The following is a 25,851-nucleotide window of genomic DNA, read 5'->3' as shown; positions in this document are numbered from 1 at the left end:
AGCCGCTGGCCCTCCTCGTCGGAGAGCCGCCTGACTCTCACCCGTTCAGCCATGCCCACCAGCATCGGCTTCACCGGCAACGTTTGTGGTCACGGCACTAGGTGCGACCTGCGCGTTCCTGCGCGTCCCGGAGTGTCGAGGAATGCGGCAGCCAGGTCGCCAGCTCGACCGGCCAGCCGTCGGCCTCCAGCACCGCGACGACCGCCGGGTCGTCGTCGATCACCGAGGCCACCGTGCGTGAGCCGGCGAGCCGGCGCAGCACTTCCCGTTTGACCCACCGCGCCGGGCGATGGTCGTCGTCCGGACGCATGTACAGCGGCGCGGCGGGCAGATCGTGCCGGGCAAGCCAGCTCTCGGTGAGCCGCCGGTTCCGCTCCGGCCGCCCCGTCAGGTAGACGATGTCGTGTGCGGTCAGCGCCGCGCGCAGCCGTTCGGCGCCCTCGGCCAGCAGCGGGTCCCGGTCGGCCGCCGCGAAGAACCGTTCCCAGCGCCGCGGACGGGACTCCAGGAAGTGCAACCGATGGGTGACGTCTGCGAGCACCCCGTCGATGTCGAACACGGCAAGCGACCGAGCCCCATCTCGGGCTGCTGCCCCGGACCCGTCGCGGGGCTGGCCCGGTATCTGTTCGGCGGCCATTACTCGAACGGCCGGATCGGGTTGACGATGTCGGCGGTGAGGGTGAGCAGGCTGATCGCACCGCCCACGAGGATCACGGCATAGGTGAGCGGCAGCAGCCGGGTGTAGTCGACCGGAGGCATCGTCGCCTTGCCCAGCCTCGCCCGCGTCCAGTCGCGGACCCGCTCGTAGAGGTTCACCGCGATATGCCCGCCGTCCAGCGGCAGCAGCGGCAGCAGGTTGAACACGCCGACGAAGAAGTTCAGCATCGCGAGCAACAGGACGAACAGGCTCCACAGCCCCCGTTCGGCCGCGTCACCGCCGATGATGCTGGCCCCGACGACGCTGACCGGGCTGTTCTCGTCGCGCACGCCCCCGCCGATCGCGTCGATGAGCCGCGGGATCTTCTCCGGGAACATCCCGAGCCCCGTCCAGACGTTGCTGAACATCACGCCGGTGTAGTCCACCGTGGCGGGCACGGCCGCCATCGGGCCGTAGGCAAACACCAACTGCTGGGCGAGGCCGATGGCCCCGACCGTGCGGACCTGCCCGGTCCGCGCGTCGACCCGCTGCACCGGCGCCACATCGACGGTCAGCGGAACCTCCCGGCCGTCCCGCTGGACGACGATCTGGGTCGGCCCGGCGGCCGCCTGGATCGCGGCGACCGCGTCTGGCCACGTCGCCACGGGGGTTCCCGCCACGGACAGGATCCGGTCGCCGGCCTGGACACCGGCGTCGGCGGCGGGTGTCGGCACCCCCGGTCCGCACGGCTGGAGCTTCCCGGTCACCGGGTCCTGGTTCGCCGCGCAGCTCACCTGACCGGCCACCGCGAGATCCCCGGCGTTCGGCAGGCCGGCCGTGACGGCGAGCACGAAGATCAGCAGCATCCCGATGAGGAAGTGCATCGCCGACCCCGCCGACAGCACGACGACCCGCTGCCACGTCGGCTTGCGGAAGAAGGCCCGCGGCCGCTCCTCGGGCGCGACCTCGTCCAGCGCGGTCATCCCCGCGATATCGCAGAAGCCGCCGGCCGGGATGGCCTTCAGGCCGTACTCGGTCTCCCCCCGGCGGAAGGAGAAGATCGTGGGCCCGAAACCGATGAAGTAGCGGCGCACGCGCATGCCGAACGCCTTCGCGGTGAGCAGGTGCCCCGCCTCGTGCAGCGCGATGGAGATCGCGATGCCGAGCGCGAACAGCACGACACCGATGACGAAGCTCACGACCCGAGCCTTCCCGCCAGCTCGCGGGCGTGCGCCCGGGCCCAGTCCTCAGCGGCCAACACATCCGCCACGGTAGCCGGATCGCCCCGCCAGCCGTCGGCGGCGCCCAGGGTGCGCTCGACGACCTCGGTGATCCCCAGGTACGACAGGGAACCCGCAACGAACGCCGCCACTGCCTCCTCGTTCGCCGCGTTGAACACGGCGGGCAGGCCACCGCCCGCCGTCCCGGCCACGCGGGCCAGCCGCACCCCGGGAAACGCGTCGTCGTCCAGGGGCTCGAAGGTCCAGCTCTGCGCGGTGTCCCAGGCGCACGCCGCCGCGGCGTCCGGCACCCGATCGGGCCAGCCCAGCGCCAGCGCGATCGGCAGCCGCATGTCCGGCGGACTGGCCTGCGCGATCGTCGAGCCGTCGACGAAGGTGACCATCGAGTGCACGATCGACTGCGGGTGCACGACGACGTCGATCCGCTCGTAGGGCACCCCGAACAACAGGTGCGCCTCGATGAGCTCCAGCCCCTTGTTGACCAGTGTCGCGGAGTTGATGGTCACGACCGGCCCCATGTCCCAGGTGGGGTGTCGGAGCGCGTCGTCGAGCCCGACGTGGGCCAGCTCGTCACGGCGCCGGCCGCGGAACGGCCCGCCCGACGCGGTGAGCACGAGCCGCGCCACCTCGGCCGCGGCGCCGCCGCGCAGGCACTGCGCGAGCGCCGAGTGCTCGGAGTCGACCGGCACGATCTGGCCGGGCCGGGCCGCACCCGTCACCAGCTTCCCGCCGGCCACCAGCGATTCCTTGTTGGCGAGGGCGAGGGTCGCCCCCGCCGTGAGCGCGGCCAGCGTCGGCCCCAGGCCGCGGGAGCCGGTGATGCCGTTCAGGACGACATCCGCCGGGGTGGTCGCGGTGAGCTCGGCGGCGGCCTCGGGGCCCTCCAGGACCTCGACACCGCTCAACTCGGTGCGCAGCGCGGCGGCCGCGACCGGATCCGCGACGGCGACGCGCCGCACGTCGGTGGCGCGGACCTGCGCCGCGAGCAGGGCCGGGTCGCCGCCGCCCGCCGCCAGCCCGGCCACGACGAACCGACCGTCGGCGTGGGCGATGACGTCGAGGGCCTGGGTGCCGATCGACCCGGTGGAGCCCAGCACCAGGACGGACCGGGGGGTGTGCGCGTCAGTCATCACCACACATCATCCCCGGTGCGGCGTTGTGCGACGATGAGCCCGCACACCTGAGGTACTGGGAGGACGGCGTGGCGAGCAATTCTCGGGAGCTGGCGAAGCGGCCGCAGGTCGATCCGATGGACGAACCGTCGGCGGAGTGGGGCTGGCACGGCGGGTTCCCGAAGGGCACCGTCATCGCCGGGATCGTCTGTGCGATCCTGCTGCCACTCATGCTGATCGGTCACCCCGTCAGCGTCACCGAGATCGCGTGGATGGTGATCCCCGCGCTGGTCATCGTCGTCGGCCTGATCAGCAACGCCCTTCGCAAGCGCCACGCCTGGCGGCGCTGACCGCGGGCGGCCGCCATCGCCGAGCGCACGAGCCCGGCCGTCGAACTCGAGGTCGGCGACCGGACCGTCCGGATCACCAACCCGGACCGGGTCTGCTTCCCGGCCCGCGGGGAGACCAAGCTCGATCTGGCGCACTACTACCTCGCCGTCGGCGACGGGATCGTGCGCGCGCTGTACAACCGGCCGTGCATGCTGCACCGCTTCCCCACCGGCGTGACCGGTGAGAAGGTCCATCAGAAGCGGCTGCCGCGGGGCGCACCGGAGTGGGTGCGCACGGTGCGGGTGCACTTCCCCCGATGGGACCGGTACGCCGATGAGCTGTGCGTGACCCACGTGGCCGACGTGGTGTGGGCCGTCCAGATGTCGACGGTGGAGTTCCATCCCTGGAACTCACGGGCGACCGACACCGAGAAACCCGACGAGTGGCGGATCGATCTCGACCCGATGCCGGATGCGAGTTTCGCCGACGTCCGGCGGGTCGCCGCGGTGGTCCAGGAGGTGCTCGCCGAGATCGGCGCGGTCGGCTGGCCGAAGACCTCCGGCGGCAAAGGCTTGCACATCTACGTGCGGATCAAGCCGGAATGGGACTTCGCCGATGTCCGGCGCGCGGCGCACGCCTTCGCCCGCGAGGTCAAGCGGCGCGCGGACGGGCTCGTCGACCTGACGTGGTGGCGCAAGGAGCGCGACCCGGCGTCGATCTTCGTCGACTACAACCAGAACGCCCGCGACCACACCATCCGCAGCGCCTACTCGGTGCGCGGCGTGCCCGAGGCCGTGGTCTCCACTCCGATTCGCTGGGACGAGATCGCCGACGTCGATCCGCGCGACTTCACCATCGCCACCGTGCCCACGCGGTTCGCCGAGCTGGGTGACCTGCACGCCGGAATCGACGAGGCGGTGTTCCTGCTCGACGAACTGCTGGAGTGGGCTGCTCACGACCGCCTGTGAGTGCGTAACAGTGTTAGAACACTGTGACGCACTCACAGCCCCTGTTGATCTGCGGCGATGCGGAGCCGCGTGAACTCCTCGGCCATCGCTTCCCGAGACCAACGGGCGTTGAGCCCGCTGGGGTTGGGCAGAACCCACACCCGAGTGCCGCCGAGCCTGCGCTCCTGCGGACCGACAGCGGCCCGCGGCGCGGCGAACGCCACCCGGTAGGCGGTGACACCGACCACCGCGAGCCATCGCGGCCGACGCCGCGCCACCAAGGCGCGAAGCCGCCGACCGCCCCTGAGCAGCTCGTCGTGGGTCAACTCGTCGGCGCGTGCCGTGGCCCTGGCCACCAGGTTCGTGACACCCAGCCCCAACGCGGCGAGTTCGTGCTGCTCGGCGGGCAGCAGGCGGCGCGGGGTGAATCCGGAGTCGTGCAGCACCGGCCAGAACCGGTTGCCCGGCCGGGCGAAGTGAAACCCGGTCGCCGCGGACACCAGCCCGGGATTGATGCCGCAGAACAGCACCCGCAGCGGCGGCTCGGCGGGGCCGGGCAGCACGTCGGCGATGGTCCTGTCACGCGCCGCCCGCAGGTCCTGCGCGCTCATCCGGGCCACGGCACACCGCTGACAAACACGTCGCCGATCCTCGCCCATCCCGGTGACGGCCGCATGGATAGGAGAGGCAAGCCGCCGATTCGTCGCTCTCCGTATGGCGTGCGGCCCCACCGTTGTGGGGTGACCTCGTGAGCTGAAGATCAATATTCTCACGATCATTCAGAATGACGACGGTCCGGAAGCTCGGCCACCCGCACCACTCCCACCACGAGCCCGGACGCACCACGCCCTCCAGGTCATCAGGTGTACGACTCCGAAGGAGTATCTTGGTGTGCAGTCGTATCTGTACCGGGAGACGCAGCCCGGGTACTTCTACCTCGTGAATTCGAGCGCCGGGAAGGGCGAGGACGCGAAATTCGTGAACGCGGCAGCCAACGAGCCACGTATCAACGGTGCACGCTACAAGTCGAAGGCCAACTTCCTGATCGTGGATGGCGGCCAGCGTTACGAGCGGTTCGACCAATGGTCGCCCGCCGTCGTCGTGAACTGCTGAGGATCGGGCCGCACCTGCTCCACGATCAATGCCAGGACTGATCACGTGTCCCTCTCCGCTGCGCCCGTTGTCCGCGGGTTGTACTCCACGTTCCAACGGATGGTTTCCCGGCTCACCGTCCTCGACGAATTCGCGACAACGCTCGACGAGCGGCTGCGCGCCGGATGGTTCGCGCTCCCCCTCAGGTCGCCGCAGGCCTGGTACGCCACAGCACCCAACTTCGGGCCGGTGAGCCTGACCCCCGCCCTCCGCACGATGCCCGACAAACCAATGGGTGCCAGGTGGACCTCGTCCTATCAGACCAATGGACAGAGCGCCTGGGAATACGGCGAGCAATTCGAGTTCTCCGGTCGGGGGCGACACCTGCATTCGGTGTTCTTCCGCGAGACGGAGATACGATGCTATGAGATCGACTCGCTGAAGGACTACCGTCGGCTGTGCCTGCGATATCCGGATTCCCGGCGCGACAACGTCCGGGTACGGCGCTGCGCTCAGCCGCTGGTGAGCACGTCGGCGAGGTCGAAGCGGATGGGCCGTAGGAGCTGCGCGTAGGTGCACGAGGTCGGGTCGCGGTCGGGTCGCCAGCGCACGAACTGCGCGGTGTGCCGGAACCGGACGCCCTCCATGTAGTCGTAGCGCACCTCGACGACCCGTTCGGGGCGCAGCGGGACGAACGACAGGTCCTTACCGGCGTTCCACCGACTGGCCTCGTTCTTGCGGGGCGTCCGCTCACCCTGCTCGTGGGCCGCCCAGTTCCACGGGTGCTCATCGAACGTCGTGACCAGCGGCTGCATCTCGACGAACAGCTCCCTGCGGGTGGCCATCGGAAACGCACCGACAACACCGACCGAGTTCAGCACCCCGCGCTCGTCGTAGAGCCCCAGCAGCAGCGAGCCCAGCACGTCCGGCCCTGACTTGTGCGCCCGGTAGCCTGCGACGACGCAGTCGGCCGTCCGGTTGTGCTTGATCTTGGCCATCACCCGTTTGTCGGGCTGGTAGGGCAGGTCGGGCTGCTTGGCGATGAGCCCGTCGAGACCGGCGCCCTCGAACTGCTCGAACCATCGCCGCGCGGTGTCGAGGTCCCGGGTGACGGGAGTGAGGTAGATCGGCGCCGCCGCCCCGGCCAGCGCCTCCTCCAGCAGCATCCGGCGCTGTTCGAACGACCTCCCGGTGAGGTCGTCGTCACCGAGAGCGAGCACGTCGAAGGCGATGAAGCTGGCCGGGGTCTGCTCGGCCAGCAGCGTCACCCGGCTCGCGGCGGGATGGATACGCTGCTGGAGCGCCTCGAAGTCGAGGGTATTGCGCTCGGTGTCGGCCACGACGATCTCCCCGTCGATCACCGCGCGCTCGGGGAAGTTCGCCAGGACGGCCTCGACGAGCTCGGGGAAGTAGCGGGTCATCGGCCGCTCGTTGCGGCTGCCGATCTCCACCTCGTCGCCGTCCCGGAAGATGATGGACCGGAAGCCGTCCCATTTCGGCTCGTAGATCTGGCCGGCCGGAAGATCGTTGATCGGCTTGGCCAGCATCGGCGCGACGGGCGGCATCACGGGCAGGCGCACCCGCCCAGTCTCCCTGGTGATCGGCTGCGCTGACCACCCCGATCCGTCAGGTCAGGTTGTCGGCCATCCGGCGCAAGGTCGCGACCAGGGCCGCGTACTCCCGCTCGTCGATGCCCCGGACCGTCCGGGCCCGGTGTCGACGCACGGCCGTGGTCATCCGCTCCCGGGCGGCCGCTCCGTCCGGGGTGAGCGCAACGGCGGGCCCGTCGGTGCGCGCCCAGCCGCGGGCGACGAGCTCGGCCAGCACCGCCTCGGCGGCGCCGTCAGCGGTGAGAAACGGCGCGAGCGCGGCCTCGACCGCCGCCACGTCGGCGGCGCCGCCTGCCAGCACGTTGAGGACCTGCCACTGTCGCCGCGTGGCGCCCTCGTCGGCGAGCGCGGTCTCGAACCCGCGCTCGATGAGGCCGTCGACATAGCGCAGCCACCAACCGATCGGCTTGTTGTCATTAGACATGTACATGCTTATGATTATGCACCGTGAGCGATGCGGTCGGCCAGATCGAGGCGGCGATGGTCGCGGTGCGGCGACGGCAGACGCGGCGCACGCTCGCCCGGGAGGCCGGGGCGGCCGACGACGCGGTCCAGCAGGTGCTGGACGCCATCGAGGAGGCCGAGCAGGACGGCCGGAACCTGGGGGTGACGGCGCTCGCCGCCGCGCTGGGCGTCGACCAGCCGCGGGCGAGCAAACTCGCCGCCGGGGCGGTCGAGGCCGGGCTCGTGCGCCGGGAGGCCGAGCAGCACGACGGCAGGCGGTCGCGGCTCGAGCTCACCGCGGCGGGCCGCGAGCGGCTCGCCGCGGTACATCGGCACCGCCGGGCTCGCTTCGCCGCGGCGATGGACGGCTGGACCCCGGCCGAGCGCATGGAGTTCGCCCGGCTGCTCACCCGCTTCGTTGCGGGACTCTGACCGATCTGGGGCCGCGCTGCCTGTGAGTGCGTAACAGTGTTAGAACACTGTTACGCACTCACAGGGGAGAGGCAGCCAGCTGGCCGCAGGCGGCGTCGATCTCCCGGCCCCGGGTGTCCCGGACGGTGCAGGCCACGCCGGCGGCGCGAACCCGGGCGACGAACTCGTCCTGTACCGGCCGCGGCGAGGCGTCCCATTCGCTGCCCGGGGTGGGGTTGAGCGGGATCAGATTGACGTGCACCAGGCGCGTCCCGATGTGCCGGCGCAGCAGGGTGCCGAGTAGCTCGGCCCGCCACGGCTGGTCGTTGACGTCGCGGATCAAGGCGTACTCGATGGACACCCGACGCCCGGTCGTGCGCGCGTAGCGGCGCGCGGCGGCGAGCACCTCCTCGACCTTCCACCGATTGTTCACCGGGACCAGGGTGTCGCGCAGCTCATCGTCGGGAGTGTGCAGGGAGACCGCCAAGGTGACAGGCAACCCCTCGGCCGCGAGCCGGTCGATCCCGGGAACCAGCCCGACGGTGGACACCGTGACCCCACGAGCCGAGATACCCAGCCCGTTGGGCGAGCGCTCGATGATCCGTCGGACAGCCGCGATCACCCGCTTGTAGTTGGCCAGCGGCTCGCCCATCCCCATGAATACGACGTTCGACAACCGGGTCGGCTCGCCGAGGGCCCCTTCCCGGGCTGCCGCGGCGGCCTGCCGGACCTGGTCGACGATCTCCGCGGTGGACAGGTTGCGCTTCAGCCCACCCTGCCCGGTCGCGCAGAACGGGCAGGCCATCCCACAGCCGGCCTGGCTGGAGATACAGACCGTCGCCCGGTCCGGATAGCCCATCAGCACCGACTCGGTCAGCGTGCCGTCGAGGGCACGCCACAGCGTCTTGCGGGTGGTGCCACGATCGGCCGTCTGCACGGTGACCGGCTCGACCAGTGCGGGCAGCAGGGTGCGCAGCCGCTCCCGGCCCGCGGCCGGGATGTCGGTCATCGCCTCGACGTCGGCGGTGAACCGGCCGAAATAGTGCCGGGCGAGCTGGTCGAGCCGAAACGCGGGCACCCCGAACTCATCGGCGACGACACGGCGCTCGGCCGGGTCGAGATCGGCGAGGTGGCGTGGCGGCATGGCCCGCCGTGGCGCCTCGAAGACCAAGGGAAGAGAGGTCATGGCCCCTCGATTGTGCCAGCCGCTGCGGCCCCGCTCGACCGCGCTCCGCTCGGCGACGACATCGCTCCGCTGGGTGCCGACGTTCGCTCCGGTCAGCGCCGCACCCGGTCCCGTACGTCCTCCAGCAGACCGAACCGGAGCGCTCCCGCACCCCACAGTGCCGCCGCGGCGCCCATGCCGACCAGCCCCTGTGGTCCGGCGCTGCCCGCCGCGTCCAACGCCAGCAGCGCCCCGCTCGCGCCCAGCACCAGCAGTAGTCCGCCGACCGCGACATAGGAGCGTTCCTGCAGCAACGACGCCAGCGGGAACAGCACCGCCGCAACGATCGCGCACGCCACCGGGGCCCTCAGCTCCGCCCAGCTCGTCGCCCCGAGCCCGACGACCGCCAGCACGATCAGGCCGAGCGCCCCGAGCACGAGCCGCAGCAGCCGCGTCCGACGCTCCGGGTCGAGCCGCACACCCGCGCCGAAGCGGCGCCGTGCCGTGGTCCAGAGCACACCGGTGACGCCGAGGCCCGCCGCCATCAGCACCGTCCCGATGCCCGACGGCAGCGCCAGCGTTCCGATCACCCACCACACTGCGCCGATGATCACCTCCAGGTACGGCGCGACGACCTGGTCGGGCACGCGATTGGGCCGGGTCATGCAACAACGGTAACCACCCAGTCCGGCCGGCCGACGCCACCCCGCGGGGGCGCCGAACGGGAATGGCATCGTGGCACGAGTAGCCGAGCAGGTTCGACAGCCTGCCTTTCGAAGGAGCGAATCAATGTCCGATCAGGACACCGAGCCCGCGATCGGTGCTCCGGTCACCCCGCTCAGCCGCCGCGCCCTGGTGTCCGGCGCCGGCGCCGCCGCGATCGGGGCCGCCCTCGTCGTGACCGGCTGTTCGACGACGGCAGCCGGCAACCGCGGCCGGACCGGCGCGACCGCCGCAGCGGGCACGGTGCTGGGTCCGACCGGCGAGGTTCCGGTCGGGGGCGCGAAGATCTACCGGAACCAGGGCGTGGTCGTCACCCAGGCAACCGCCGGACAGTTCGCCGGGTTCTCCACGACCTGCCCGCACCAGGGCTGCACGGTCAACGGGGTGCAGGGCGCCTCGATCATCTGCCCGTGCCACGGCAGCATCTTCGCTCTCGACGGTTCGGTGGTGCGCGGTCCGGCCGAGCGGTCCCTCACCCCGCAGCCGATCACGATCAAGAACGAGGAGATCGCGCTGGAGTAGCTGCTCCGTGAGTGCGTAACAGTGTTCTCACACTGTTACGCACTCACAACCCCGGTAGGCCTGCGGCGGACGTGCACCCGGTAACCGACCGGGATCGTCAGCCCAGGCGTCGTTGCGATGGCCCGTTCGGCCACCGCAGCAGAGAACTCGATGCGCAGCACCGCCTCGAGCGTGGGCCGGTCGGTGAAGCGCCAGACCGTGGGTACCCGGCGCATCGTGAAGCCGCGCTCGGCGAAGAAGCCTTCGACCGAGGCCGGGTCATAACGGGGCAGATCGGCCCGCAGCCAGTCGCCATAGGGCGCCGCGGTGAAGTCGAGATCGACGATCGCCAGCGCGCCGCCCGGCCGCAGCACCCGGTCGACCTCGGTGAGCCCCGCCTCGCAGCCGGGGCCGAAGAAATACGCGGTGCGCGCGTGCGCGACGTCGACGCTTCGGTCGGACAGCGGCAGCGCTGCGGCCCCGGCCTGGAACACCCGAACCCCGGTCAGCTCGGCGACCCGCGCGCGGGCGCGTTCGACCAACGGGGGATGTGGCTCGACGCCGATGACCGAACGGGCGTCGGCGGCGAACAACGGGAGGTGGTAGCCGTCGCCGCAGCCGATATCGAGGATGTCGGCTCCGGCCCATGGGGCCAGTTCGCGCAGCACCGCCCAGATCGCGCCATCGGCGTCCTGGGCGGTGTTCTCCCGCTCGTAGATGTCCGGCCAGTGCCAGATGTTCGGGCTGGGGATCGCCGGTCCGGGCCGCCGCTGGCCGCCGAACCCCGCGAACCAGTTCCTCACGCCACCGGCACGGCGATGCTCAGCACCGCCCAGGACACGAAGGCCGCAGGCAGCAGCGAGTCCATCCGATCCATCAGCCCCCCATGGCCCGGCAGCAACGCACCCATGTCCTTGATCCCGAGATCGCGTTTGATCAACGACTCGACGAGGTCACCGAGCGTCGCGGTGGTCACCAGCACGGCCCCGGTGATCGCCCCGAGCCACCACTGGGCGTCCAGCAGCAGCACGAGACACAGCGCGCCCGCGACCATGCCGGTCACCTGCGAACCCGCGAAGCCCTCCCACGACTTCTTCGGACTGATCGACGGCGCCATCGGGTGCCGGCCCGCGAGCACGCCGGCCGCGTAGCCGCCCACATCGGAGGCGACGACACAGATCATGAACGTGAGGACCCTGCCCACACCGTCGGCCGGTACCACCAGCAGCGTCGCGAACGACACGAACAACGGCACGTAGGCCGCGGTGAACACGCTGGCCCCGATGTCGCGCAGGTAATCGGCGGCGCCCCCGCGCATCCGCCACAGCAGACATGCCAGCACGGTCGCCGCGAACGACACCGCCAGCCCGGACAGCCCGAACGGCCAGCTCAGCCAGATCATGGCCTGCCCGCCGACGAGCAGCACGGGCAGCGGCACCGTGATACCCGCGCCGCGGCGCAGTGCCCCGGCGATCTCCCAGGTCCCGACGGCCGCGGCCACGGCGAGCACGACGATGAAGTACTGCCGGACGATCAACAGCGCCAGCAGGATCAGCGCGCCGAGCCCGAGGCCGACGACTATCGCCGCGGCGAGATTGCGGCCCAGCCGCGAGGAACGGGGCGGCGCCGCGTCGCAAGGGCCCGGGCTCACCGGGCCCGCCGTCGGCACCGTCGGTGCCGCGGTCGCTGCGGATTCACGGGACGTACTCACCGACGCGATCAGACTTCGAGTAGCTCGGCTTCCTTGTTCTTGACCAGTTCGTCGACCTGGTGAACGTACTTGTCGGTGGTGGCCTGCAGCTCCTTCTCGGCCCGACCGACCTCGTCCTCCCCCGCCTCGCCGTCCTTGACGATGCGGTGCAGTTCCTCCATCGCCTTACGGCGGATGTTGCGGATCGTGACCCGGGCGTCCTCGCCCTTGGCGCGCGCGACCTTCGCCATCTCGCGGCGACGTTCCTCGGACAGCTGCGGGATCACCACCCGGATGATCTGGCCGTCGTTGGTGGGGTTGACGCCGAGATCGGAATTGCGGATGGCCTTCTCCAGCGCCGCGAGCTGACTGACGTCGTAGGGCTTGATCACCGCCATCCGGGCCTCGGGCACCGTCACCGAGGCGAGCTGGTTGATCGGCGTCATCGCACCGTAGTAGTCGACGACCACCCTGGAGAACATCGCGGGTGTCGCCCGCCCGGTGCGGACGCTCGCCAGATCGTCCTTTGCCACCGAGACGGCCTTCTCCATCTTCTCCTCGGCGTTGAAAAGAGCCTCGTCGATCATGGCTGCTCCCTGCTCTCGGGCGTGCTGACCAGCGTGCCGATCCTCTCACCCCGCACCGCTCGGGCGATGTTGCCCTCGGTCAGCAGGTTGAACACGATGATCGGCATCCGATTGTCCATGCACAGGCTGAACGCCGTCGCGTCGGCGACCTTGAGTCCGCGCTCCAGCACCTCGCGGTGGGTGATCTCGGTGAACAACTCCGCGTCGCCGTCGGTCTTCGGGTCGGCGGTGTAGACGCCATCCACGCCTTTGGCCAGCAGCAATGCCTCGCATCCGATCTCCAGGGCGCGCTGGGCGCCGGCGGTGTCGGTGGAGAAGTACGGCATCCCCACCCCCGCGCCGAAGATCACGACCCGCCCCTTCTCCAGGTGCCGCATCGCGCGCCGCGGGATGTAGGCCTCGGCCACCTGCCCCATCGTGATCGCGGTTTGCACTCGGGTGTCGATCCGGTACTGACGCTCCAGGAAGTCTTGCAACGCAAGGCAGTTCATGACCGTGGCGAGCATGCCCATGTAATCGGCACGGGCCCGGTCCATGCCGCGCTGCTGCAGCTCGGAGCCGCGGAAGAAGTTGCCCCCGCCGATCACCACGGCGATCTCGACACCGCTGCGAACAACCTCGGCGATCTGCCGCGCCACGGTCTCGACGACCGTGGGATCGACGCCGAGACTCCCGCCACCAAACATCTCACCACCGAGCTTCAGCAGCACGCGGCGGTATCCAGGACGGGTGGTGACGGCGTCGCTCCCTCGATCAGTCATCGTTCTTCGGCCCGATTTCAGGCCTGGCCTACCTCGAACCGGACGAAGGTCGTGACCGTGACACCGGCGGCGTCGATCAGCGCCTTCACGGTCTTCTTCGAGTCCTGCACCGATGCCTGCTCCAGCAGCACGACGTCCTTGTAGAAGCCCGTGATGCGGCCCTCGACGATGCGCGCCAGGACGTTCTCCGGCTTGCCCTCCTCGCGGGCCGTGGCCTCGGCGATGCGCTTCTCGTTGTCGAGGACGTCCGCAGGCACCTCCTCGCGGGTGGTGTAGCGCGGGCGAGCGGCGGCGATGTGCATCGCGACATCGCGCATGGTCTGCTCGACGGCGTCACCGGAGCCCTCGTAGGCGACCAGCACACCGATGGCCGGCGGCAGGTCGGAGGAGCGGCGGTGCAGGTACAGCGCGACCGGGCCGTCGAGCCGGACGTAGCGCTTGAGCTCGAGTTTCTCGCCGATGCGGGCCGACAGAGCCTGAATCGCCTCCTCGACCGTGGTGTCGCCGAGCGCGGCGCCGCGCAGACCGTCGAGGTCGGCGGGCTCCTGCTGGATCGCGACCTGCAGGATCTTGCCGGCGAGCTCCTGGAAGTCGGCGCTCTTGGCGACGAAGTCCGTCTCGCAGTCGAGCTCGACCATCGTGCCGGCGCCGTCACCGCTCGCCGCCACCAGACCGTTGGAGGTGGTGCGCTCGGCGCGCTTGCCGACGTCCTTCGCGCCCTTGATGCGCAGCAGCTCGACGGCCTTCTCGAGGTTGCCGTCGGACTCCTCGAGGGCCTTCTTGCAGTCCATCATTCCGGAACCGGTGAGCTCACGGAGCCGCTTGACGTCGGCGGCGGTGTAGTTCGCCATCGCTGTGGTCTCTTCGTCCTCTTGTCGATGCGGATCGGGATGACCGGGTGGGCGGCCGGTCCGCGAACCTGCGGACCGGCCACTCCCGTTCGGGGACTGGATCAGCCGGCGGTCTGCTGGGTGCCGTTGCTGGTGCTGGCCGGAGCCGGGGTGGACGCGGCGTTGGGCGCCTCGGCGTCGCTACCCGCACCGGACAGGCTCGCGCCGTCGGACCCCACCTCACCGCCGCCCGCGAGCAGATCCTGCTCCCACTCCGCCAGCGGCTCGTCGCTGGCCACTCCTGCCTCCGGCTTGTCCTCGCCGTCGGCGGCGCGGGCACCGCTGCGCGCCGAACGGGCCATCAGACCGTCGGCCGCGGCGCGTGCGATGACCTTCGTGAGCAGCGCCGCCGAGCGGATGGCGTCGTCGTTGCCCGGGATCGGGAAGTCCACCTCGTCGGGGTCGCAGTTGGTGTCGAGGATGGAGACGACCGGGATGCCCAGCTTGCGGGCCTCGCCGACGGCGATGTGCTCCTTCTTGGTGTCGACCACCCAGATCGCGCTCGGAGCCTTGGCCATGTCCCGGATTCCGCCGAGGGTCTTCTCCAGCTTGTCCTTCTCGCGGGTGAGCATGAGGATCTCCTTCTTGGTGCGACCCTCGAAGCCCCCCGTCTGCTCCATCGACTCCAGCTCCTTGAGGCGCTGCAGCCGCTTGTGCACGGTCTGGAAGTTGGTGAGCATGCCGCCCAGCCAGCGCTGGTTCACGAACGGCATGTTGACCCGGCCCGCCTCCTCGGCGATGGCCTCCTGCGCCTGCTTCTTGGTGCCGACGAACAGGATCGAGCCACCGTGCGCGACCGTCTCCCGGACGAACTCGTAGGCACGGTCGATGTAGGACAGCGTCTGCTGGAGGTCGATGATGTAGATGCCGTTGCGCTCGGTGAGGATGTAGCGCTTCATCTTCGGGTTCCAGCGGCGGGTCTGGTGCCCGAAGTGCACACCGGAGTCCAGCAACTGCTTCATGGTGACGACGGCCATCGCCGATGTTCACCTCTCGCTCGGGCGCGGCGGTTCACCGCGCGTGCGGTTCACAGGCCGCCGGTTGGCGGCCGTCCTGGCGCCACGTCGGCATCCGGACCCGCTCCCCCGGCACCGGTCGTGCGAGCCGTGGATCCGCGGGACCGCCCGGAAACCGTCCCCACCGCCGGGCCGCCGGGCGGCGGCCGGCACCGGGGTACGCGAACGCGCGTAGTCGCTTCGAGAGGCTCGAAGCGCAGGGCAAGTGTACGCGTCGGCACCGATCGAGCTCACCCGGACGTCCGCGAACCGCCCCGGTTGTCCACAACCGGATCCGGCGGTCCACAGCCGCGGGCATCACGGTGCCGCCGGACGCGGCCGACGGTCACGCTCGAGGCATGACCGCGGTAAGGACCCTGGCCGGTGGCCGAGGGTGGGCGGCGTGCGTCGCGCTGGTGACGACGGTGGCGCTGACCTGGTCGGGCGGGGCAGCCGCCGCACCGGCGCAGCCTGGTCCGGCCCCACCAGCCCGGGGCGCGCCGGCGCCCCAACCGGCCTACGGCTGGCCGCTGGATCCGCCGCCCGTGGTCCGCGCCCCGTTCCGGGAGCCCGCGCACCGCTACGGGCCGGGGCACCGGGGGGTTGACCTGGCTGGGCAGCCCGGCCAGCCGGTGCTCGCCGCCCGGGCGGGCACCGTCGTGTACGCGGGGCTCCTCGCCGGGCGCGGGGTCGTCTCGATACGGCACGAGGACGGGCTGCGCACCACCTACGAGCCGGTGACCGCCGCGGTCACCGCGGGGTCCGTCGTCCGCCGCGGCGAGACCATCGGCAGCCTCGAACCGGGCCACCCCGGCTGTCCGGACCCGGCCTGCCTGCACTGGGGGCTCCGTCGCGGCGAGGCCGACTACCTCGACCCGCTCCTGCTGGTCCGACCCGCTCGGCTGCGGCTGCTACCGGTTCCGGCAGCCGGGCCCGGCTGACCCGCGGCGGACCGGCCCGCACCCCGGGGAACCGAGCCGCACAGCCACGGCCGGCACCGGTCAGGCCCTGGGGTGCGCCTGGTCGTGCGCCGCCCGCAGCCGGTCGGCGGTCACATGCGTGTAGATCTGCGTCGTCGCCAGGGTGGAGTGACCGAGCAACTCCTGGACGTAGCGCAGATCCGCGCCGCCGTCGAGCAGATGCGTCGCCGCGGCGTGCCGCAGGCCGTGGGGCCCGATGTCCGGTGCGCCCGGCACCGCCGACACCGCCCGGTGCACGACCGACCGGGCGACACGCGGATCGAGCCGCCCGCCACGCGCCCCCAGCAGCAAGGCCGGCGGCGACCCCACCCGCTCCAGCCCCGGGCGGCCCACATCCAGCCATCGCGTCAGAGCCCGCTCCGCCGGGACGCCGTACACCACCATCCGCTCGCGGTCGCCCTTGCCGCGCACGCGCAGGGTCCGCCGCCCCCGGTCCACGTCTGCGACGTCGAGCCCACACACCTCCGCGACCCGGGCGCCCGTCGCGTAGAGCAACTCGAGCAGCAGCAGGTCGCGAAGGGCCACCGGATCGTTCTGGGCGGCTCCGGCGCAGGCCGCGGCGAGGAGATCGGACGCCTGCTGTGCGGTCACGACCACCGGTAGCGCCCGGCGCGGGCGCGGAGCCTCCAGCCGGGTGGCGGGATCGACGGCGATCAGGCCGGTCCGGTGGGCCCACGCGGTGAACGTGCGCACAGCGGCGGTCCGGCGGGCCAGCGTTGCTCGCTCCACGCCCGCGGTATGCGCCTCGGCCAGCCAGCCCCGTAGCGCGGCCAGGTCGAGCGCGGTGAGCCCGGCGCCGGGCAGCCGCGCGAGCAGGGCAGTCAGGTCGCTCCGGTAGGCGCGAACCGTGTTCGGCGAACGCCCGCGTTCCACCGCGAGATGGCGCAGGAACGCCTCGAGCGCAGCGGCGAGGTCCGGGGCGAGCTCGGGTGCGGGACGGACCATGATCCGACCGTGCAGGCCCGGGCCCGGCCGGTCAAGCAGCGCCACCCCGTCACGTCGCCTGCCCCGTCCGCGCCCGCGAGGGCCGCTGCCATCGGCCCTCTCGATACTCCGCGAGACCCCGGCGCTCCAGCTCGACCAGCGCGGGCCGGACGGCCTCCATCGGCAGCCCGGACTCGAGCGTCAGCCATCGGATATCCCGCGCGGCTCGGGCCGGCAACGCGTCGTGCACCCGGATCTGCGCGGGATCCAGCCCGTCGGTCGGATGCACCGGTCGCGCCGGGTCACCGGCCAGGTCGAGGCCCAGCCTGCCGACGGCCTCCAGCACCTCCTCGACCCTGCTGACCAGCAACGCCCCCTGGCGGATGAGCTCGTGACAGCCCGCGGACATCCCCGAGGTCACCGGGCCCGGAACGGCCATGACGAGCCGTCCGAGGGCGCGGGCATCGGCTGCGGTGCGCTGTGCCCCGCTGCGCAGACCGGCCTCGACGACGAGCGTCCCGCCGGCCATCCCCGCGAGCAGCCGATTGCGCACGAGAAAGCGATGTTTGGCCGGTACCGCGGTCGGCGGGTACTCGCTGACGACGAGCCCGCGCTCCGCGATCCGCTGCAGCAGCGCGGCGTGCGCTGCCGGGTAGGCCCGGTCGATCCCGCAGGCGAGGACCGCGACCGTCGTTCCGTCGGCGGCGAGCGCCCCGCGATGCGCGGCGCCGTCGATGCCGATCGCGGCGCCGGAGACGACGGCGCATCCCCGGTCGGCCAGGCCGCCGGCGACGTCGCCCGCGACGTGGATGCCATACCCCGTCGCCGCCCGCGCGCCCACCACGGCGACGGCCCGCTCGGTGAGCTCGGTCAGCCTCGCGGGCCCGCGCACCCACATCGCGACCGGCGGTGCGAGCGTCGGATCGCCGGTGAGCCCGAATGCGGCGAAGGACCACCGCGGCCAGTCGGGGTCCTCCGGCACCAGCAACCGCGCGCCGATGCCTTCGGCACAGGCGAGGTCGGCCTGCGCTCGATCGACGTCGCGGCGGGCGGCGGTCTCCCGGGCCACATGCTCCGGGACGGCGCCGCGACGCACCCGCTCGGCCGCCTCGACGGCACCGAGGCCCTCGACGAACGCCGCCAGCGCGGCCGCGGGCGGCTCGGCGACGCGCGAGAGATACGCGCGGGCGAGCAGCACCGCGCGCTCCACGGGCGTCACCGGTTCCGGCGAACTCACGACGCCCTCCGATCCCGGAAGTACAGGGCCGTCTCGACCGTCTCGCGCTCCGGACGATCGAGGCCAGCAAGATCACTCAATGTCCAGGCGACGCGCAACGCGCGGTCCGCGCCGCGTGCGGTGAGCTCGCCGGACCGCAGGCCCGCGTCGAGCGGACGGATCGTCGAGGAAGGCAGCGCGAACCGGGTGCGCAGGACCGGGCCCGGTACCTCGGCATTGGTCCGCCACCCGTGCGGCGCCCAGCGTTCGGCCGCTGCCGCGCGGGCGGCGAGCACCCGCGCTCGCACCGATGCCGTGTTCTCGGCCGTCTCGTCGGCACCGCTCAACCTCGTGACCGGTTGCATGCGAGTGCGCAGGTCGACCCGGTCGAGCAGGGGCCCGGACAGTCGGCCCAGGTAGCGACGGCGTACCAGGGAGGGGCAGATGCAGTCCCGCTCGTGCGCGGGCGCGCAGGGGCAGGGGTTGGCCGCGAGGATGAGCTGGAACCGCGCCGGGTAGCGCACGGTCCCCTCGGCCCTGGCCAGTCGTACCTCGCCCTCTTCGAGCGGGGTGCGCAGCGATTCCAGCAGGTGCGACCCGAACTCTGCGCATTCATCCAGAAACAGGATCCCCCGGTGGGCCAGGGAAACCGCGCCGGGCTTCGCGGTCCGGCTTCCCCCACCGACCAGCGCCGCCATCGACGTCGAATGGTGGGGCGCCACGAACGGGGCGATCGTGCTCAACGGCTCGTTCTCGGGTAGCCGCCCAGCCACCGAGCGGATCGCCGCGAGCGCCAGCGCGTCGTCGGCAGCCAGCGCGGGGAGGAGCCCGGTGATCCGCTGGGCGAGCATCGTCTTGCCGGTGCCCGGGGGACCGACCATGAGCAGGTGGTGCCCGCCCGCCGCGGCGACCTCGAGCGCATGCCGCGCGTCGGCCTGTCCGATCACGTCGGCGAGATCAGGCGGTTCGGCCCGTGGGCACGGGGGGACGGGACCGGGGTGACGCAGCGGACGACCCTCCGTCAACCAGGCGAGCACGTCACGCAGCGATTCGGCGCCGTGCAGATCGAGGCCGTCGACCAGCGCGGCCTCCGGCAGCGTCGCGGCCGGCACCACGACCCGTCGAAGCCCGGCGGCCCGCGCCGCCAGCAGGCAGGGCAGCACCCCACGGACCGGGCGGAGCCGCCCGTCCAGCGCAAGCTCCCCGAGCAGGACCGTCCGATCCAGCGCCGACTGGCTCACCACACCGGCGGCCGCGAGAACACCGCAGGCCAGTGCGAGGTCGAATCCCGAACCGGCCTTGGGCAACGTCGCCGGGGAGAGCGCCAGCACGATCCGCTCGTTGGGCCAGGCGCGCCCGGAGTTCACCACCGCCGCACGCACCCGGTCCTTGGACTCGTGCAACGCCGCGTCGGGCAGCCCGACCAGGTGGATCCCCGGCAGCCCGCCACCGATGGCGGCCTCGATCTCGACGGCATGTCCCTCGACGCCGCGCAGCGCCACCGACCACGCGCGGGCGGGTGCGGCCATCAGAACGCCGCCTCGTAGTGCTGCAGCGTGGCCGGACGTCCCGGTTCGATCAACACCGCGACGACGTCGAACCGGACCTCGCACCAGCGCACCCTGTGCGCGGCGAGCCACGCCTGAGTGACGCGCCTGATCCGCGCGGCCTTGCGACCCGTCACCGCCTCGGCGGGCGCACCGAACCCCGTCCCCGAGCGGGTCTTGATCTCGCAGACGACGAGCCTGTCGGCGTCCGTGGCCACGACATCGAGCTCTCCGTCCCGACATCGCCAGTTCCGGGTCAGCACGACCAGTCCGCGCTTTTCCAGGTACTCGACCGCGACGTCCTCACCGCGGCGGCCGAGCTCATCCTTGGCTGCCATGGCGTCCACGATCGCGGCGCGCACCCGGCGCGGGGAGAGGCACCGACTCGGCTGTGGATGATCCGAGCCCGATGTGGATGCCCGAGGGGATCGAAGCCGTGCCGAGCCCGGCTTGTCGGGGCGTGGGTGTAGGGCGCGCGAGACCCGCAGTGCCACCGGCCCCGGCGCGGTGTCAGGAGCCGAACGTGTCCCCGCCGGGCAGCCGCAGGTCGGGCTTGTCCAGCTCCTCGATGTTGACGTCCTTGAACGTCAGAACCCGCACGTTCTTGACGAACCGCGCCGGACGGTACATGTCCCACACCCACGCGTCGGACATCCGAACCTCGAAGTAGATCTCGCCCTCGGCGTTGCGCGGCGCCACATCGACCGAGTTGGCCAGGTAGAAACGGCGCTCGGTCTCCACCACGTAGGAGAACTGGGCAACGATGTCGCGGTACTCCTTATAGAGCGTGAGCTCCATCTCGGTCTCGTACTTCTCGAGATCCTCGGCGCTCACAGCTCCACTCCTCCCGCGACGGCGGATTCCGTCGACGCCACCTCCGGCATGAGGCCCTCATTGTGGACCAGCGCCGCCGCGTCCTCGACGGGGCCGCGGGTGGCCGCGGCCCCCGCGACGTTGACGAACGAGAACCGGTGCTCGGGGCTCGGTCCGTACTCGGCCAGCGCCGCGTCGTGGACGGCCGTGCAGTAGCCCTTGTGCAGGGCGAACCCGTACTCCGGCAGCCGTGCGTCGAGCTCGACCATGATCCGGTCCCGGACCACCTTGGCCAGCACCGAGGCCGCCGCGACGCACGCCGCGACCTGGTCGCCCTTCGGCACCGCGAGCGCGGGACGCCCGAAGCCGCGGACCGGGAAACCGTCGGTCAGCACGTACCCGGGTGGGCGAGCCAGCGCGGCCACCGCCCGGCGCATGCCCTGGATATTGGCCGCGTGCACGCCACGCCGGTCGACCTCGGCGGGTGGGATGACCACGACCGCGTGGTCTTCGGCGTAGCGGATGATCATCGCGTAGAACTCGTCGCGGCGGGCGGGGGTGAGCAGCTTGGAGTCGGCCAGCCCGGCCAGCCGCCTGCCGTCGCCGGGCCGTAGCACGCAGGCGGCCACCACCAGCGGGCCCGCGCAGGCCCCCCGGCCGGCCTCGTCGACTCCCGCGACCGGGCCGAGGCCGTGCCGGTGCAGCGTGCTCTGCAGCGTCCAGATGCCCGCAGACCGGCGAACGACGGCGCGCCCGGGTCGTACCTGGTCGGGCTGCGCGGATCTCGGGGCGCGGCGCACAGAGCCGCCAGCATGCGCGAGCACGGGTCGTCCCGTCAGCGTCGACCGCCGAGCCGGGCATCGGGCCCCTCGCCGTCAGGGCCACGCCGGAGCCACCGCGGCGCGGGTTCACGCAGCGTCGGCCGAAACTCGCTCACCGGAGCATCCCCGTCCTCCCAGGACCTGCGCCACCGGCGTCCGATGGCCAGCGGGAGTGTACCGAGCAGGCCGAGCGCGAGCGGCGCCGACGACCCACCGATTCCCGTGTCGGACATGCCGGCCGGCTGGGCCTGGGGGTCGGTGGAGGAGATCCCGCCGAACCGGTCGAACGGCAGCACGACCATCCGCGCCTTGCCGATGACGTTCTCGATCGGGACGGGACCGTGCCCGGGCACCCGGGAGTCCGCGGAGTTGTTGCGGCTGTCGCCCATCATCCACAGCTCCCCCGCCGGCACCTGGATCGGCCCGAACGGAATCTGCCGGGCCGGACCCGCCTCTGGCAGGTAGTAGAGATAGGGCTCGGTGAGCGGCTGCCCGTCGACCAGGACGCGGTTACGCGAGTCGCAGCACGACACGGTCTGCCCGCCGACGGCGATGACCCGCTTGACGAAGTCCTTCTCGTCCGGTGGCGCGAGGCCGATCAGCGAACCGAGCTGCTGCAGACCGCGGGTCAGCGGGCTGGCCGGCTGCGCGACCGGCGCCTCGCTGCGCCAGCTGTCCGGGCCGCGGAAGACGACGACATCACCCGGCTGCGGGTCGGAGAACCGGTAGACGACCTTGTCGACGATGACGCGGTCGTTGTTGCACCCGGCGCAGCCGTGCAACGTGGTCTCCATCGAACCCGACGGAATGACGTACACCTTCGCGACGAACGTCTGGATGAGGAAGGTCAACAACAGCGCCACCGCGACGAGCAGCGGAAGTTCCTTCCAGAACGACGCTCGCCGGCGCCGCCCACCACGCGGTGGGCGGCGCCGGGCCGAAGCCGATGCGGGCTCCTGCCCGTAGGACGACACCGGACGCCCCGAGGGCGACTCGCCGGCCCGCCTGCGGTGGCGGCCGGGGCTGCTGGTCCGCTCCGCGGACGCCCTCGGCGGCGCTGCGGGATCGTCGGCGTCCGGTTCCTCGGTGAGCTCCGGCGGTACGGCGGGCTGGCGGGAGACCGGCTGGGTCGGCTGGCCCGCGTCGCGGGGCGATGGGATCTCGTTCCCGCGGTACCGCGGGGCGTCGTCGCGCGGTGGCGGCGGAACCGGATGGCCGTTGCGAGCCGGTCCCGGATGACCGTCGGGCGCCCGGTGACCGTTGGTCGGGCGGGGCGGAGCACCCCCGGTCGATGACCCCGGCTGGCCGGGCACGTGTGCGGGCCTGCCGTTGCGCGGGCCCGCCGCGGGCGGCTCGGGCCACCCGGCGATCGGCTGGGTGGCCCTTCTGTCCTGAGGTACGGAGCCCGGGGGGCCGACCGGGTCCGCCGGGCTGTATCGCCGGGGCGGGGCCCGCCGGTCATCGGGGAGCTCAGGAAGCGCCACGCCCACGAGGCTACGTCACCGAACCGTCACCTGCGGGTGATGATCATGACGCGGTCGAGGTCTCTCGCTTCTCCTTGATCTTCGCGGCCTTGCCGCGGAGATCACGGAGGTAGTAGAGCTTCGCCCGGCGGACATCGCCCCGGCTGAACACCTCGATCTTGTCGATGTTCGGCGAGTGCACGGGGAACGTGCGCTCGACCCCGACACCGAACGAGACCTTGCGGACGGTGAAGGTCTCGCGCGCGCCCGCGCCGTGCCGGCGGATGACAACGCCCTGGAAGATCTGGATCCGGGACCGGTTGCCCTCGACGACCTTCACGTGCACCTTGAGCGTGTCACCCGGCCGGAATGCGGGGATGTCGGAGCGCAGCAGCTGTGCGTCCAGTGCGTCCAGGGTGTTCATCGCGCAGGTCCGTCCTCGTCTGATTGCGGTCATGCTGGGGCGCCGCTCCACTCGACGGATGACGCCCTGCGGTCCCCGACGCAGGGCGTCGGGCGCTGGCAACTCATCCATAGTGCCAGACCCCTGTTCACACAGCACAACCGGCCCTGGACGAGCCAGCACCCGAGCCCGGCCCGCGAACTCAGGGCTCCTCGCCGAGCGTGGCCAGGAACGCGTGGTCGGCAGCGTCGAGGGCAGCCTCGGGCAAGGCGGCCAGGAGATCCGGCCGCCGCGTGGCGGTGCGTTCGAGCGCCCGCTCGCGACGCCAGCGGGCGATGGCGCCGTGGTTGCCGCTGCGCAGCACCTCGGGCACGGCCTGCCCGCGCCAGACCTCCGGACGGGTGTAGGCCGGGCCCTCCAGCAGGCCGTCGGAGAAGGAGTCCTCGGCGGCCGATCGCGGATTGCCGAGCACCCCGGGCAGCAACCGCGCCACCGCCTCGACGATCACCAGCACCGCGACCTCACCGCCGACCAGCACGTAGTCGCCGATGCTCACCTCGTCAACCGGGAACTCGCGGCGATAATGCTCCACAACTCGCTGGTCGATGCCCTCATACCGGCCGCAGGCGAACACCAGCCGCTGCTCGGCCGCGTAGGCGCGCGCCGTGGCCTGGGTGAACGGTCGTCCCGCCGGGGTCGGGACGACCAGCCGTGGCGGACGGGGGTCGGACGCGATCACCGCGTCGAGGGCCTCACCCCAGACCTGCGGCTGCATGACCATGCCCGGTCCGCCGCCGTACGGGGCGTCATCGACGGTCTGGTGCACGTCGTGGGTCCAGCGTCGCAGATCGTGCAGTGCGATCTCGAGCAGCCCGGCGTCGACCGCTCTACCCAGCAGCGATTCCCGCAATGGCGCAAGGTAGCCGGGAAAGATGGAAATCACGTCGATGCGCACCGCCCGGATCCTCGCAGACCGCCGCGGACTCGAAGGAGGCCCCCGTGCACACCGTGTGGTCGATGGGAGCGCAGTGGACACTGCTCCCGCCGCTGCTGCTGGCCGTCGTGCTGACGGGGGCGATCGGCCTCGAGCGCGAGGCCGGGGCGAAGAGCGCGGGGCTGCGGACGCACACCCTCGTCGGGGTGGGCGCGGCGGTGTTCATGCTGGTGTCCAAGTACGGGTTCGCGGACCTGCTGGGGGTCGGACAGGTCACGCTCGACCCGTCGCGGATCGCCGCCCAGGTCGTCTCCGGGATCGGGTTCATCGGCGGCGGCCTGATCTTCGTCCGGCAGGATGTGGTCCGCGGGCTGACCACCGCGGCCACCGTATGGGTCGCGGCCGCGGTGGGTATGGCCTGCGGCGCGGGCCTTCCCCTCCTGGGGATCGGTGCGACCGTCGTCCATTTCGTCGTCGCGCGCGGGTTTCCGCCGCTGGCCCGTACGATCCGCAGGCTGCGCCGAGAACCCCCCGTCCTGCACCTGAGCTACGTCGACGGCCGCGGGGTGCTGCGCACGGTGCTGTCGGTCTGCACCGAACGCGGCTGGTCGGTCCAGCACGTCGAGGTCGACCGGGCGAGCACGACCAACGAGGGTCAGCGCGTCGCCGCCGTCACCCTCCTGCTGGAAGGCCGCGGCGAGCTGTCCGGGCTCGCCGGTGAGCTCGCCGAGCTGCCCGGGGTCCGCAGCGCGGCGGCCGGTCATGAGGACGCCGTCGAGTGACGGCCACACCGGAGCGTACGGCCTCAACCGCTCGCCGCGGCGCGACCCTGATCGGCGACCGCGATGCGCATCTGGTCGAGGGTGACCCCGCGCGCCGCGAGGATCTGGTGCGCCGTACCGGTCTCGGTGTGCAGCAGGGCGAGCAGCAGATGCTCGGTGCCGATGGAGGTGTGCCGCAGTCGAAGCGCCTCCCGCAGCGACAGTTCCAGCGCCTTCTTCGCCGTCCGATGGAACGGGATGTGCCCCCCGCGCCACCGCCTGACGCCGCGCTGCCGGGCCGCCCGAGTGCGGTCGAGCGCACCCGGCCCGAACGTCTCCTCCGCCTGCCGGCGCACCTCGTCGAGGTCGATACCCAGCACGGCGAGTGCCTCCGCGTCGGATCCGGGTCCGCTGGCGCTGCGCATCCGATCGAGATCGGCGAGCACACTGTCCTGATCGACGGCATGAGCGGCGAGCAGTTCGGCCGCGGGGGCGTTGTGGACCGCGAGCAGCCCGAGCAGGAGATGCTCGGTGCCGATCACGTCGTCGCGCCGCTCGCGTGCCTTCTCCTGCGCGAGGACCACCACCTGCCGCGCCTTGTCGGTGAACCGTTCGAACATCTCCGCCCCTCAGAACCCGAACCGCCGGTACTTCTTGTGCACCGCCTGCCTGCTGACCGCCAAGACCTCGGCGATCTGCTGCCAGGACCAGCCCTGGTCACGCGCATTGCGGACCTGCAGCTCCTCCAGCGAATCCAGCAGTCCCCGCAGAGAAGCCACCGCCGCCAACCCGACGGCCGGATCCCTGCTGGACGCCGCCGCCGCGACCCTCGTTGCATCCGCCATGACCGTCA

The 25,851-nt window shown here is 71.7% G+C and carries 33 protein-coding genes and 1 pseudogene; 8 read left to right on the top strand and 26 right to left on the bottom strand.

All coding sequences use genetic code 11. The features are described 5' to 3' along the window. Positions 1 to 97: 97 nt before the first annotated feature. The 3 genes from ACFQE5_RS13875 to dxr all read right to left on the bottom strand — a co-directional run bounded on the left by ACFQE5_RS13875 (position 98) and on the right by dxr (position 3,008). Positions 98 to 559, bottom strand: coding sequence for a phosphatase domain-containing protein (locus ACFQE5_RS13875; RefSeq protein ID WP_379585319.1), 462 nt, complete (start codon positions 557 to 559; stop codon positions 98 to 100). A gap of 77 nt (positions 560 to 636) precedes the next feature. Then, positions 637 to 1,836: a M50 family metallopeptidase gene (locus tag ACFQE5_RS13870; protein ID WP_379585318.1), complete on the bottom strand. Its 1,200-nt coding sequence runs from the start codon at positions 1,834 to 1,836 to the stop codon at positions 637 to 639. Continuing rightward, positions 1,833 to 3,008 (bottom strand): 1-deoxy-D-xylulose-5-phosphate reductoisomerase, encoded by a 1,176-nt coding sequence (gene dxr / locus ACFQE5_RS13865; protein WP_379585317.1) that lies wholly within the window; start codon positions 3,006 to 3,008, stop codon positions 1,833 to 1,835. The genes ACFQE5_RS13870 and dxr overlap by 4 nt, the downstream gene beginning before the upstream one ends. Before the next feature lie 71 nt (positions 3,009 to 3,079). On the opposite strand from dxr, the gene ACFQE5_RS13860 reads away from it, so the two are divergent. Continuing rightward, positions 3,080 to 3,340 (top strand): DUF2631 domain-containing protein, encoded by a 261-nt coding sequence (locus ACFQE5_RS13860; protein ID WP_379585316.1) that lies wholly within the window; start codon positions 3,080 to 3,082, stop codon positions 3,338 to 3,340. A 15-nt stretch (positions 3,341 to 3,355) separates the two neighbouring features. After that, positions 3,356 to 4,288: a non-homologous end-joining DNA ligase gene (ligD, locus tag ACFQE5_RS13855; RefSeq protein ID WP_379585325.1), complete on the top strand. Its 933-nt coding sequence runs from the start codon at positions 3,356 to 3,358 to the stop codon at positions 4,286 to 4,288. Between the two features lie 32 nt (positions 4,289 to 4,320). On the opposite strand, the gene mug is transcribed toward ligD, so the two are convergent. Beyond that, positions 4,321 to 4,878, bottom strand: a complete 558-nt coding sequence (mug, locus tag ACFQE5_RS13850) for a G/U mismatch-specific DNA glycosylase (RefSeq protein WP_379585315.1) — start codon at positions 4,876 to 4,878, stop codon at positions 4,321 to 4,323. A gap of 280 nt (positions 4,879 to 5,158) precedes the next feature. Here mug and ACFQE5_RS13845 point away from each other — a divergent pair, with 280 nt between their 5' ends. Both ACFQE5_RS13845 and ACFQE5_RS13840 read left to right on the top strand, forming a co-directional pair. After that, positions 5,159 to 5,380: a hypothetical protein gene (locus ACFQE5_RS13845; protein WP_379585314.1), complete on the top strand. Its 222-nt coding sequence runs from the start codon at positions 5,159 to 5,161 to the stop codon at positions 5,378 to 5,380. A 99-nt stretch (positions 5,381 to 5,479) separates the two neighbouring features. After that, entirely contained in the window at positions 5,480 to 5,932 is a 453-nt protein-coding gene (locus ACFQE5_RS13840) for a hypothetical protein (RefSeq protein ID WP_379585313.1), read from the top strand. On the opposite strand, the gene ACFQE5_RS13835 is transcribed toward ACFQE5_RS13840, so the two are convergent. Further along, positions 5,872 to 6,939 (bottom strand): ATP-dependent DNA ligase, encoded by a 1,068-nt coding sequence (locus ACFQE5_RS13835; protein ID WP_379585312.1) that lies wholly within the window; start codon positions 6,937 to 6,939, stop codon positions 5,872 to 5,874. The genes ACFQE5_RS13840 and ACFQE5_RS13835 overlap by 61 nt on opposite strands. A 46-nt stretch (positions 6,940 to 6,985) precedes the next feature. After that, the gene (locus tag ACFQE5_RS13830) at positions 6,986 to 7,399 is read right to left on the bottom strand and encodes a MarR family transcriptional regulator (RefSeq protein ID WP_379585311.1); all 414 of its coding nucleotides are present in this window, start codon (positions 7,397 to 7,399) and stop codon (positions 6,986 to 6,988) included. A gap of 17 nt (positions 7,400 to 7,416) precedes the next feature. Here ACFQE5_RS13830 and ACFQE5_RS13825 point away from each other — a divergent pair, with 17 nt between their 5' ends. Further along, complete coding sequence (locus ACFQE5_RS13825) at positions 7,417 to 7,845, top strand: MarR family winged helix-turn-helix transcriptional regulator (protein WP_379585310.1); 429 nt, start codon at positions 7,417 to 7,419, stop codon at positions 7,843 to 7,845. A 58-nt stretch (positions 7,846 to 7,903) separates the two neighbouring features. On the opposite strand, the gene rlmN is transcribed toward ACFQE5_RS13825, so the two are convergent. Together rlmN and ACFQE5_RS13815 are read right to left on the bottom strand one after the other, a co-directional pair. Further along, complete coding sequence (rlmN, locus tag ACFQE5_RS13820; protein WP_379585309.1) at positions 7,904 to 9,010, bottom strand: 23S rRNA (adenine(2503)-C(2))-methyltransferase RlmN; 1,107 nt, start codon at positions 9,008 to 9,010, stop codon at positions 7,904 to 7,906. A gap of 92 nt (positions 9,011 to 9,102) precedes the next feature. Beyond that, positions 9,103 to 9,654 (bottom strand): hypothetical protein, encoded by a 552-nt coding sequence (locus tag ACFQE5_RS13815; RefSeq protein WP_379585308.1) that lies wholly within the window; start codon positions 9,652 to 9,654, stop codon positions 9,103 to 9,105. Between the two features lie 124 nt (positions 9,655 to 9,778). Here ACFQE5_RS13815 and ACFQE5_RS13810 point away from each other — a divergent pair, with 124 nt between their 5' ends. Beyond that, positions 9,779 to 10,234, top strand: coding sequence for a QcrA and Rieske domain-containing protein (locus ACFQE5_RS13810; RefSeq protein ID WP_379585307.1), 456 nt, complete (start codon positions 9,779 to 9,781; stop codon positions 10,232 to 10,234). Between the two features lie 35 nt (positions 10,235 to 10,269). Here ACFQE5_RS13810 and ACFQE5_RS13805 read toward each other — a convergent pair whose 3' ends face one another. From ACFQE5_RS13805 to rpsB, 6 genes are all read right to left on the bottom strand, one after another. Beyond that, positions 10,270 to 11,016, bottom strand: a complete 747-nt coding sequence (locus tag ACFQE5_RS13805; RefSeq protein ID WP_379585306.1) for a class I SAM-dependent methyltransferase — start codon at positions 11,014 to 11,016, stop codon at positions 10,270 to 10,272. Continuing rightward, positions 11,013 to 11,933 carry a phosphatidate cytidylyltransferase gene (locus ACFQE5_RS13800; protein ID WP_379585324.1) on the bottom strand — a complete coding sequence of 307 codons (921 nt, stop codon included), beginning with the start codon at positions 11,931 to 11,933 and terminating at the stop codon, positions 11,013 to 11,015. The genes ACFQE5_RS13805 and ACFQE5_RS13800 overlap by 4 nt, the downstream gene beginning before the upstream one ends. Next, complete coding sequence (gene frr, locus ACFQE5_RS13795) at positions 11,933 to 12,490, bottom strand: ribosome recycling factor (RefSeq protein WP_379585305.1); 558 nt, start codon at positions 12,488 to 12,490, stop codon at positions 11,933 to 11,935. Before frr ends, ACFQE5_RS13800 begins: the two co-directional genes overlap by 1 nt. Then, positions 12,487 to 13,251 carry a UMP kinase gene (pyrH, locus tag ACFQE5_RS13790; RefSeq protein WP_379585304.1) on the bottom strand — a complete coding sequence of 255 codons (765 nt, stop codon included), beginning with the start codon at positions 13,249 to 13,251 and terminating at the stop codon, positions 12,487 to 12,489. Before pyrH ends, frr begins: the two co-directional genes overlap by 4 nt. 17 nt (positions 13,252 to 13,268) lie before the next feature. Continuing rightward, positions 13,269 to 14,102 (bottom strand): translation elongation factor Ts, encoded by an 834-nt coding sequence (tsf, locus tag ACFQE5_RS13785; RefSeq protein ID WP_379585303.1) that lies wholly within the window; start codon positions 14,100 to 14,102, stop codon positions 13,269 to 13,271. A gap of 101 nt (positions 14,103 to 14,203) precedes the next feature. After that, the gene (gene rpsB, locus ACFQE5_RS13780; RefSeq protein ID WP_379585302.1) at positions 14,204 to 15,118 is read right to left on the bottom strand and encodes a 30S ribosomal protein S2; all 915 of its coding nucleotides are present in this window, start codon (positions 15,116 to 15,118) and stop codon (positions 14,204 to 14,206) included. A 377-nt stretch (positions 15,119 to 15,495) separates the two neighbouring features. Between rpsB and ACFQE5_RS13775 the strand changes: the two genes are divergently transcribed. Further along, a complete protein-coding gene (locus ACFQE5_RS13775; protein WP_379585301.1) occupies positions 15,496 to 16,077 on the top strand; it encodes a M23 family metallopeptidase in 582 nt (193 codons plus the stop codon). A 60-nt stretch (positions 16,078 to 16,137) separates the two neighbouring features. On the opposite strand, the gene ACFQE5_RS13770 is transcribed toward ACFQE5_RS13775, so the two are convergent. The 9 genes from ACFQE5_RS13770 to trmD all read right to left on the bottom strand — a co-directional run bounded on the left by ACFQE5_RS13770 (position 16,138) and on the right by trmD (position 24,258). Next, entirely contained in the window at positions 16,138 to 17,061 is a 924-nt protein-coding gene (locus tag ACFQE5_RS13770) for a tyrosine recombinase XerC (protein WP_379585323.1), read from the bottom strand. A gap of 49 nt (positions 17,062 to 17,110) precedes the next feature. Beyond that, positions 17,111 to 18,277 carry a DNA-processing protein DprA gene (gene dprA, locus ACFQE5_RS13765; RefSeq protein WP_379585300.1) on the bottom strand — a complete coding sequence of 389 codons (1,167 nt, stop codon included), beginning with the start codon at positions 18,275 to 18,277 and terminating at the stop codon, positions 17,111 to 17,113. Beyond that, positions 18,274 to 19,785, bottom strand: a complete 1,512-nt coding sequence (locus tag ACFQE5_RS13760) for a YifB family Mg chelatase-like AAA ATPase (RefSeq protein WP_379585299.1) — start codon at positions 19,783 to 19,785, stop codon at positions 18,274 to 18,276. The genes dprA and ACFQE5_RS13760 overlap by 4 nt, the downstream gene beginning before the upstream one ends. Further along, entirely contained in the window at positions 19,785 to 20,141 is a 357-nt protein-coding gene (locus ACFQE5_RS13755) for a YraN family protein (protein ID WP_379585298.1), read from the bottom strand. Before ACFQE5_RS13755 ends, ACFQE5_RS13760 begins: the two co-directional genes overlap by 1 nt. Before the next feature lie 172 nt (positions 20,142 to 20,313). After that, the gene (locus ACFQE5_RS13750) at positions 20,314 to 20,637 is read right to left on the bottom strand and encodes a DUF2469 domain-containing protein (RefSeq protein ID WP_379585297.1); all 324 of its coding nucleotides are present in this window, start codon (positions 20,635 to 20,637) and stop codon (positions 20,314 to 20,316) included. Further along, positions 20,634 to 21,416: a ribonuclease HII gene (locus ACFQE5_RS13745; protein WP_379585296.1), complete on the bottom strand. Its 783-nt coding sequence runs from the start codon at positions 21,414 to 21,416 to the stop codon at positions 20,634 to 20,636. The genes ACFQE5_RS13750 and ACFQE5_RS13745 overlap by 4 nt, the downstream gene beginning before the upstream one ends. 35 nt (positions 21,417 to 21,451) lie before the next feature. Continuing rightward, positions 21,452 to 22,921, bottom strand: coding sequence for a signal peptidase I (gene lepB, locus ACFQE5_RS13740; protein WP_379585295.1), 1,470 nt, complete (start codon positions 22,919 to 22,921; stop codon positions 21,452 to 21,454). 43 nt (positions 22,922 to 22,964) lie between these two features. Then, positions 22,965 to 23,324 carry a 50S ribosomal protein L19 gene (gene rplS / locus ACFQE5_RS13735; protein WP_379585294.1) on the bottom strand — a complete coding sequence of 120 codons (360 nt, stop codon included), beginning with the start codon at positions 23,322 to 23,324 and terminating at the stop codon, positions 22,965 to 22,967. Positions 23,325 to 23,505: 181 nt separating this feature from the next. After that, on the bottom strand, positions 23,506 to 24,258 hold the full coding sequence (gene trmD, locus ACFQE5_RS13730) for a tRNA (guanosine(37)-N1)-methyltransferase TrmD (protein WP_379585293.1): 753 nt from the start codon (positions 24,256 to 24,258) through the stop codon (positions 23,506 to 23,508). 62 nt (positions 24,259 to 24,320) lie between these two features. On the opposite strand from trmD, the gene ACFQE5_RS13725 reads away from it, so the two are divergent. Beyond that, positions 24,321 to 25,019, top strand: a complete 699-nt coding sequence (locus ACFQE5_RS13725) for an MgtC/SapB family protein (protein ID WP_449301274.1) — start codon at positions 24,321 to 24,323, stop codon at positions 25,017 to 25,019. A gap of 23 nt (positions 25,020 to 25,042) precedes the next feature. On the opposite strand, the gene ACFQE5_RS13720 is transcribed toward ACFQE5_RS13725, so the two are convergent. The 3 genes and pseudogenes from ACFQE5_RS13720 to ACFQE5_RS13715 form a co-directional block, all read right to left on the bottom strand. Then, on the bottom strand, positions 25,043 to 25,423 hold the full coding sequence (locus tag ACFQE5_RS13720; RefSeq protein WP_449301273.1) for a Clp protease N-terminal domain-containing protein: 381 nt from the start codon (positions 25,421 to 25,423) through the stop codon (positions 25,043 to 25,045). 6 nt (positions 25,424 to 25,429) lie between these two features. Further along, a pseudogene (locus tag ACFQE5_RS23200) lies at positions 25,430 to 25,618 on the bottom strand (Clp protease N-terminal domain-containing protein); the annotation flags it as partial. A gap of 9 nt (positions 25,619 to 25,627) precedes the next feature. Next, positions 25,628 to 25,843 carry a helix-turn-helix domain-containing protein gene (locus ACFQE5_RS13715; protein WP_379585290.1) on the bottom strand — a complete coding sequence of 72 codons (216 nt, stop codon included), beginning with the start codon at positions 25,841 to 25,843 and terminating at the stop codon, positions 25,628 to 25,630. Positions 25,844 to 25,851: the final 8 nt, after the last annotated feature.

It is taken from the genome of Pseudonocardia hispaniensis (assembly GCF_042658695.1).
Lineage (GTDB): Bacteria > Actinomycetota > Actinomycetes > Mycobacteriales > Pseudonocardiaceae > Pseudonocardia > Pseudonocardia hispaniensis.
The sequence above is the reverse complement of the archived record's forward strand: the minus strand, read 5'-3'. Positions and strand labels throughout refer to the sequence as shown.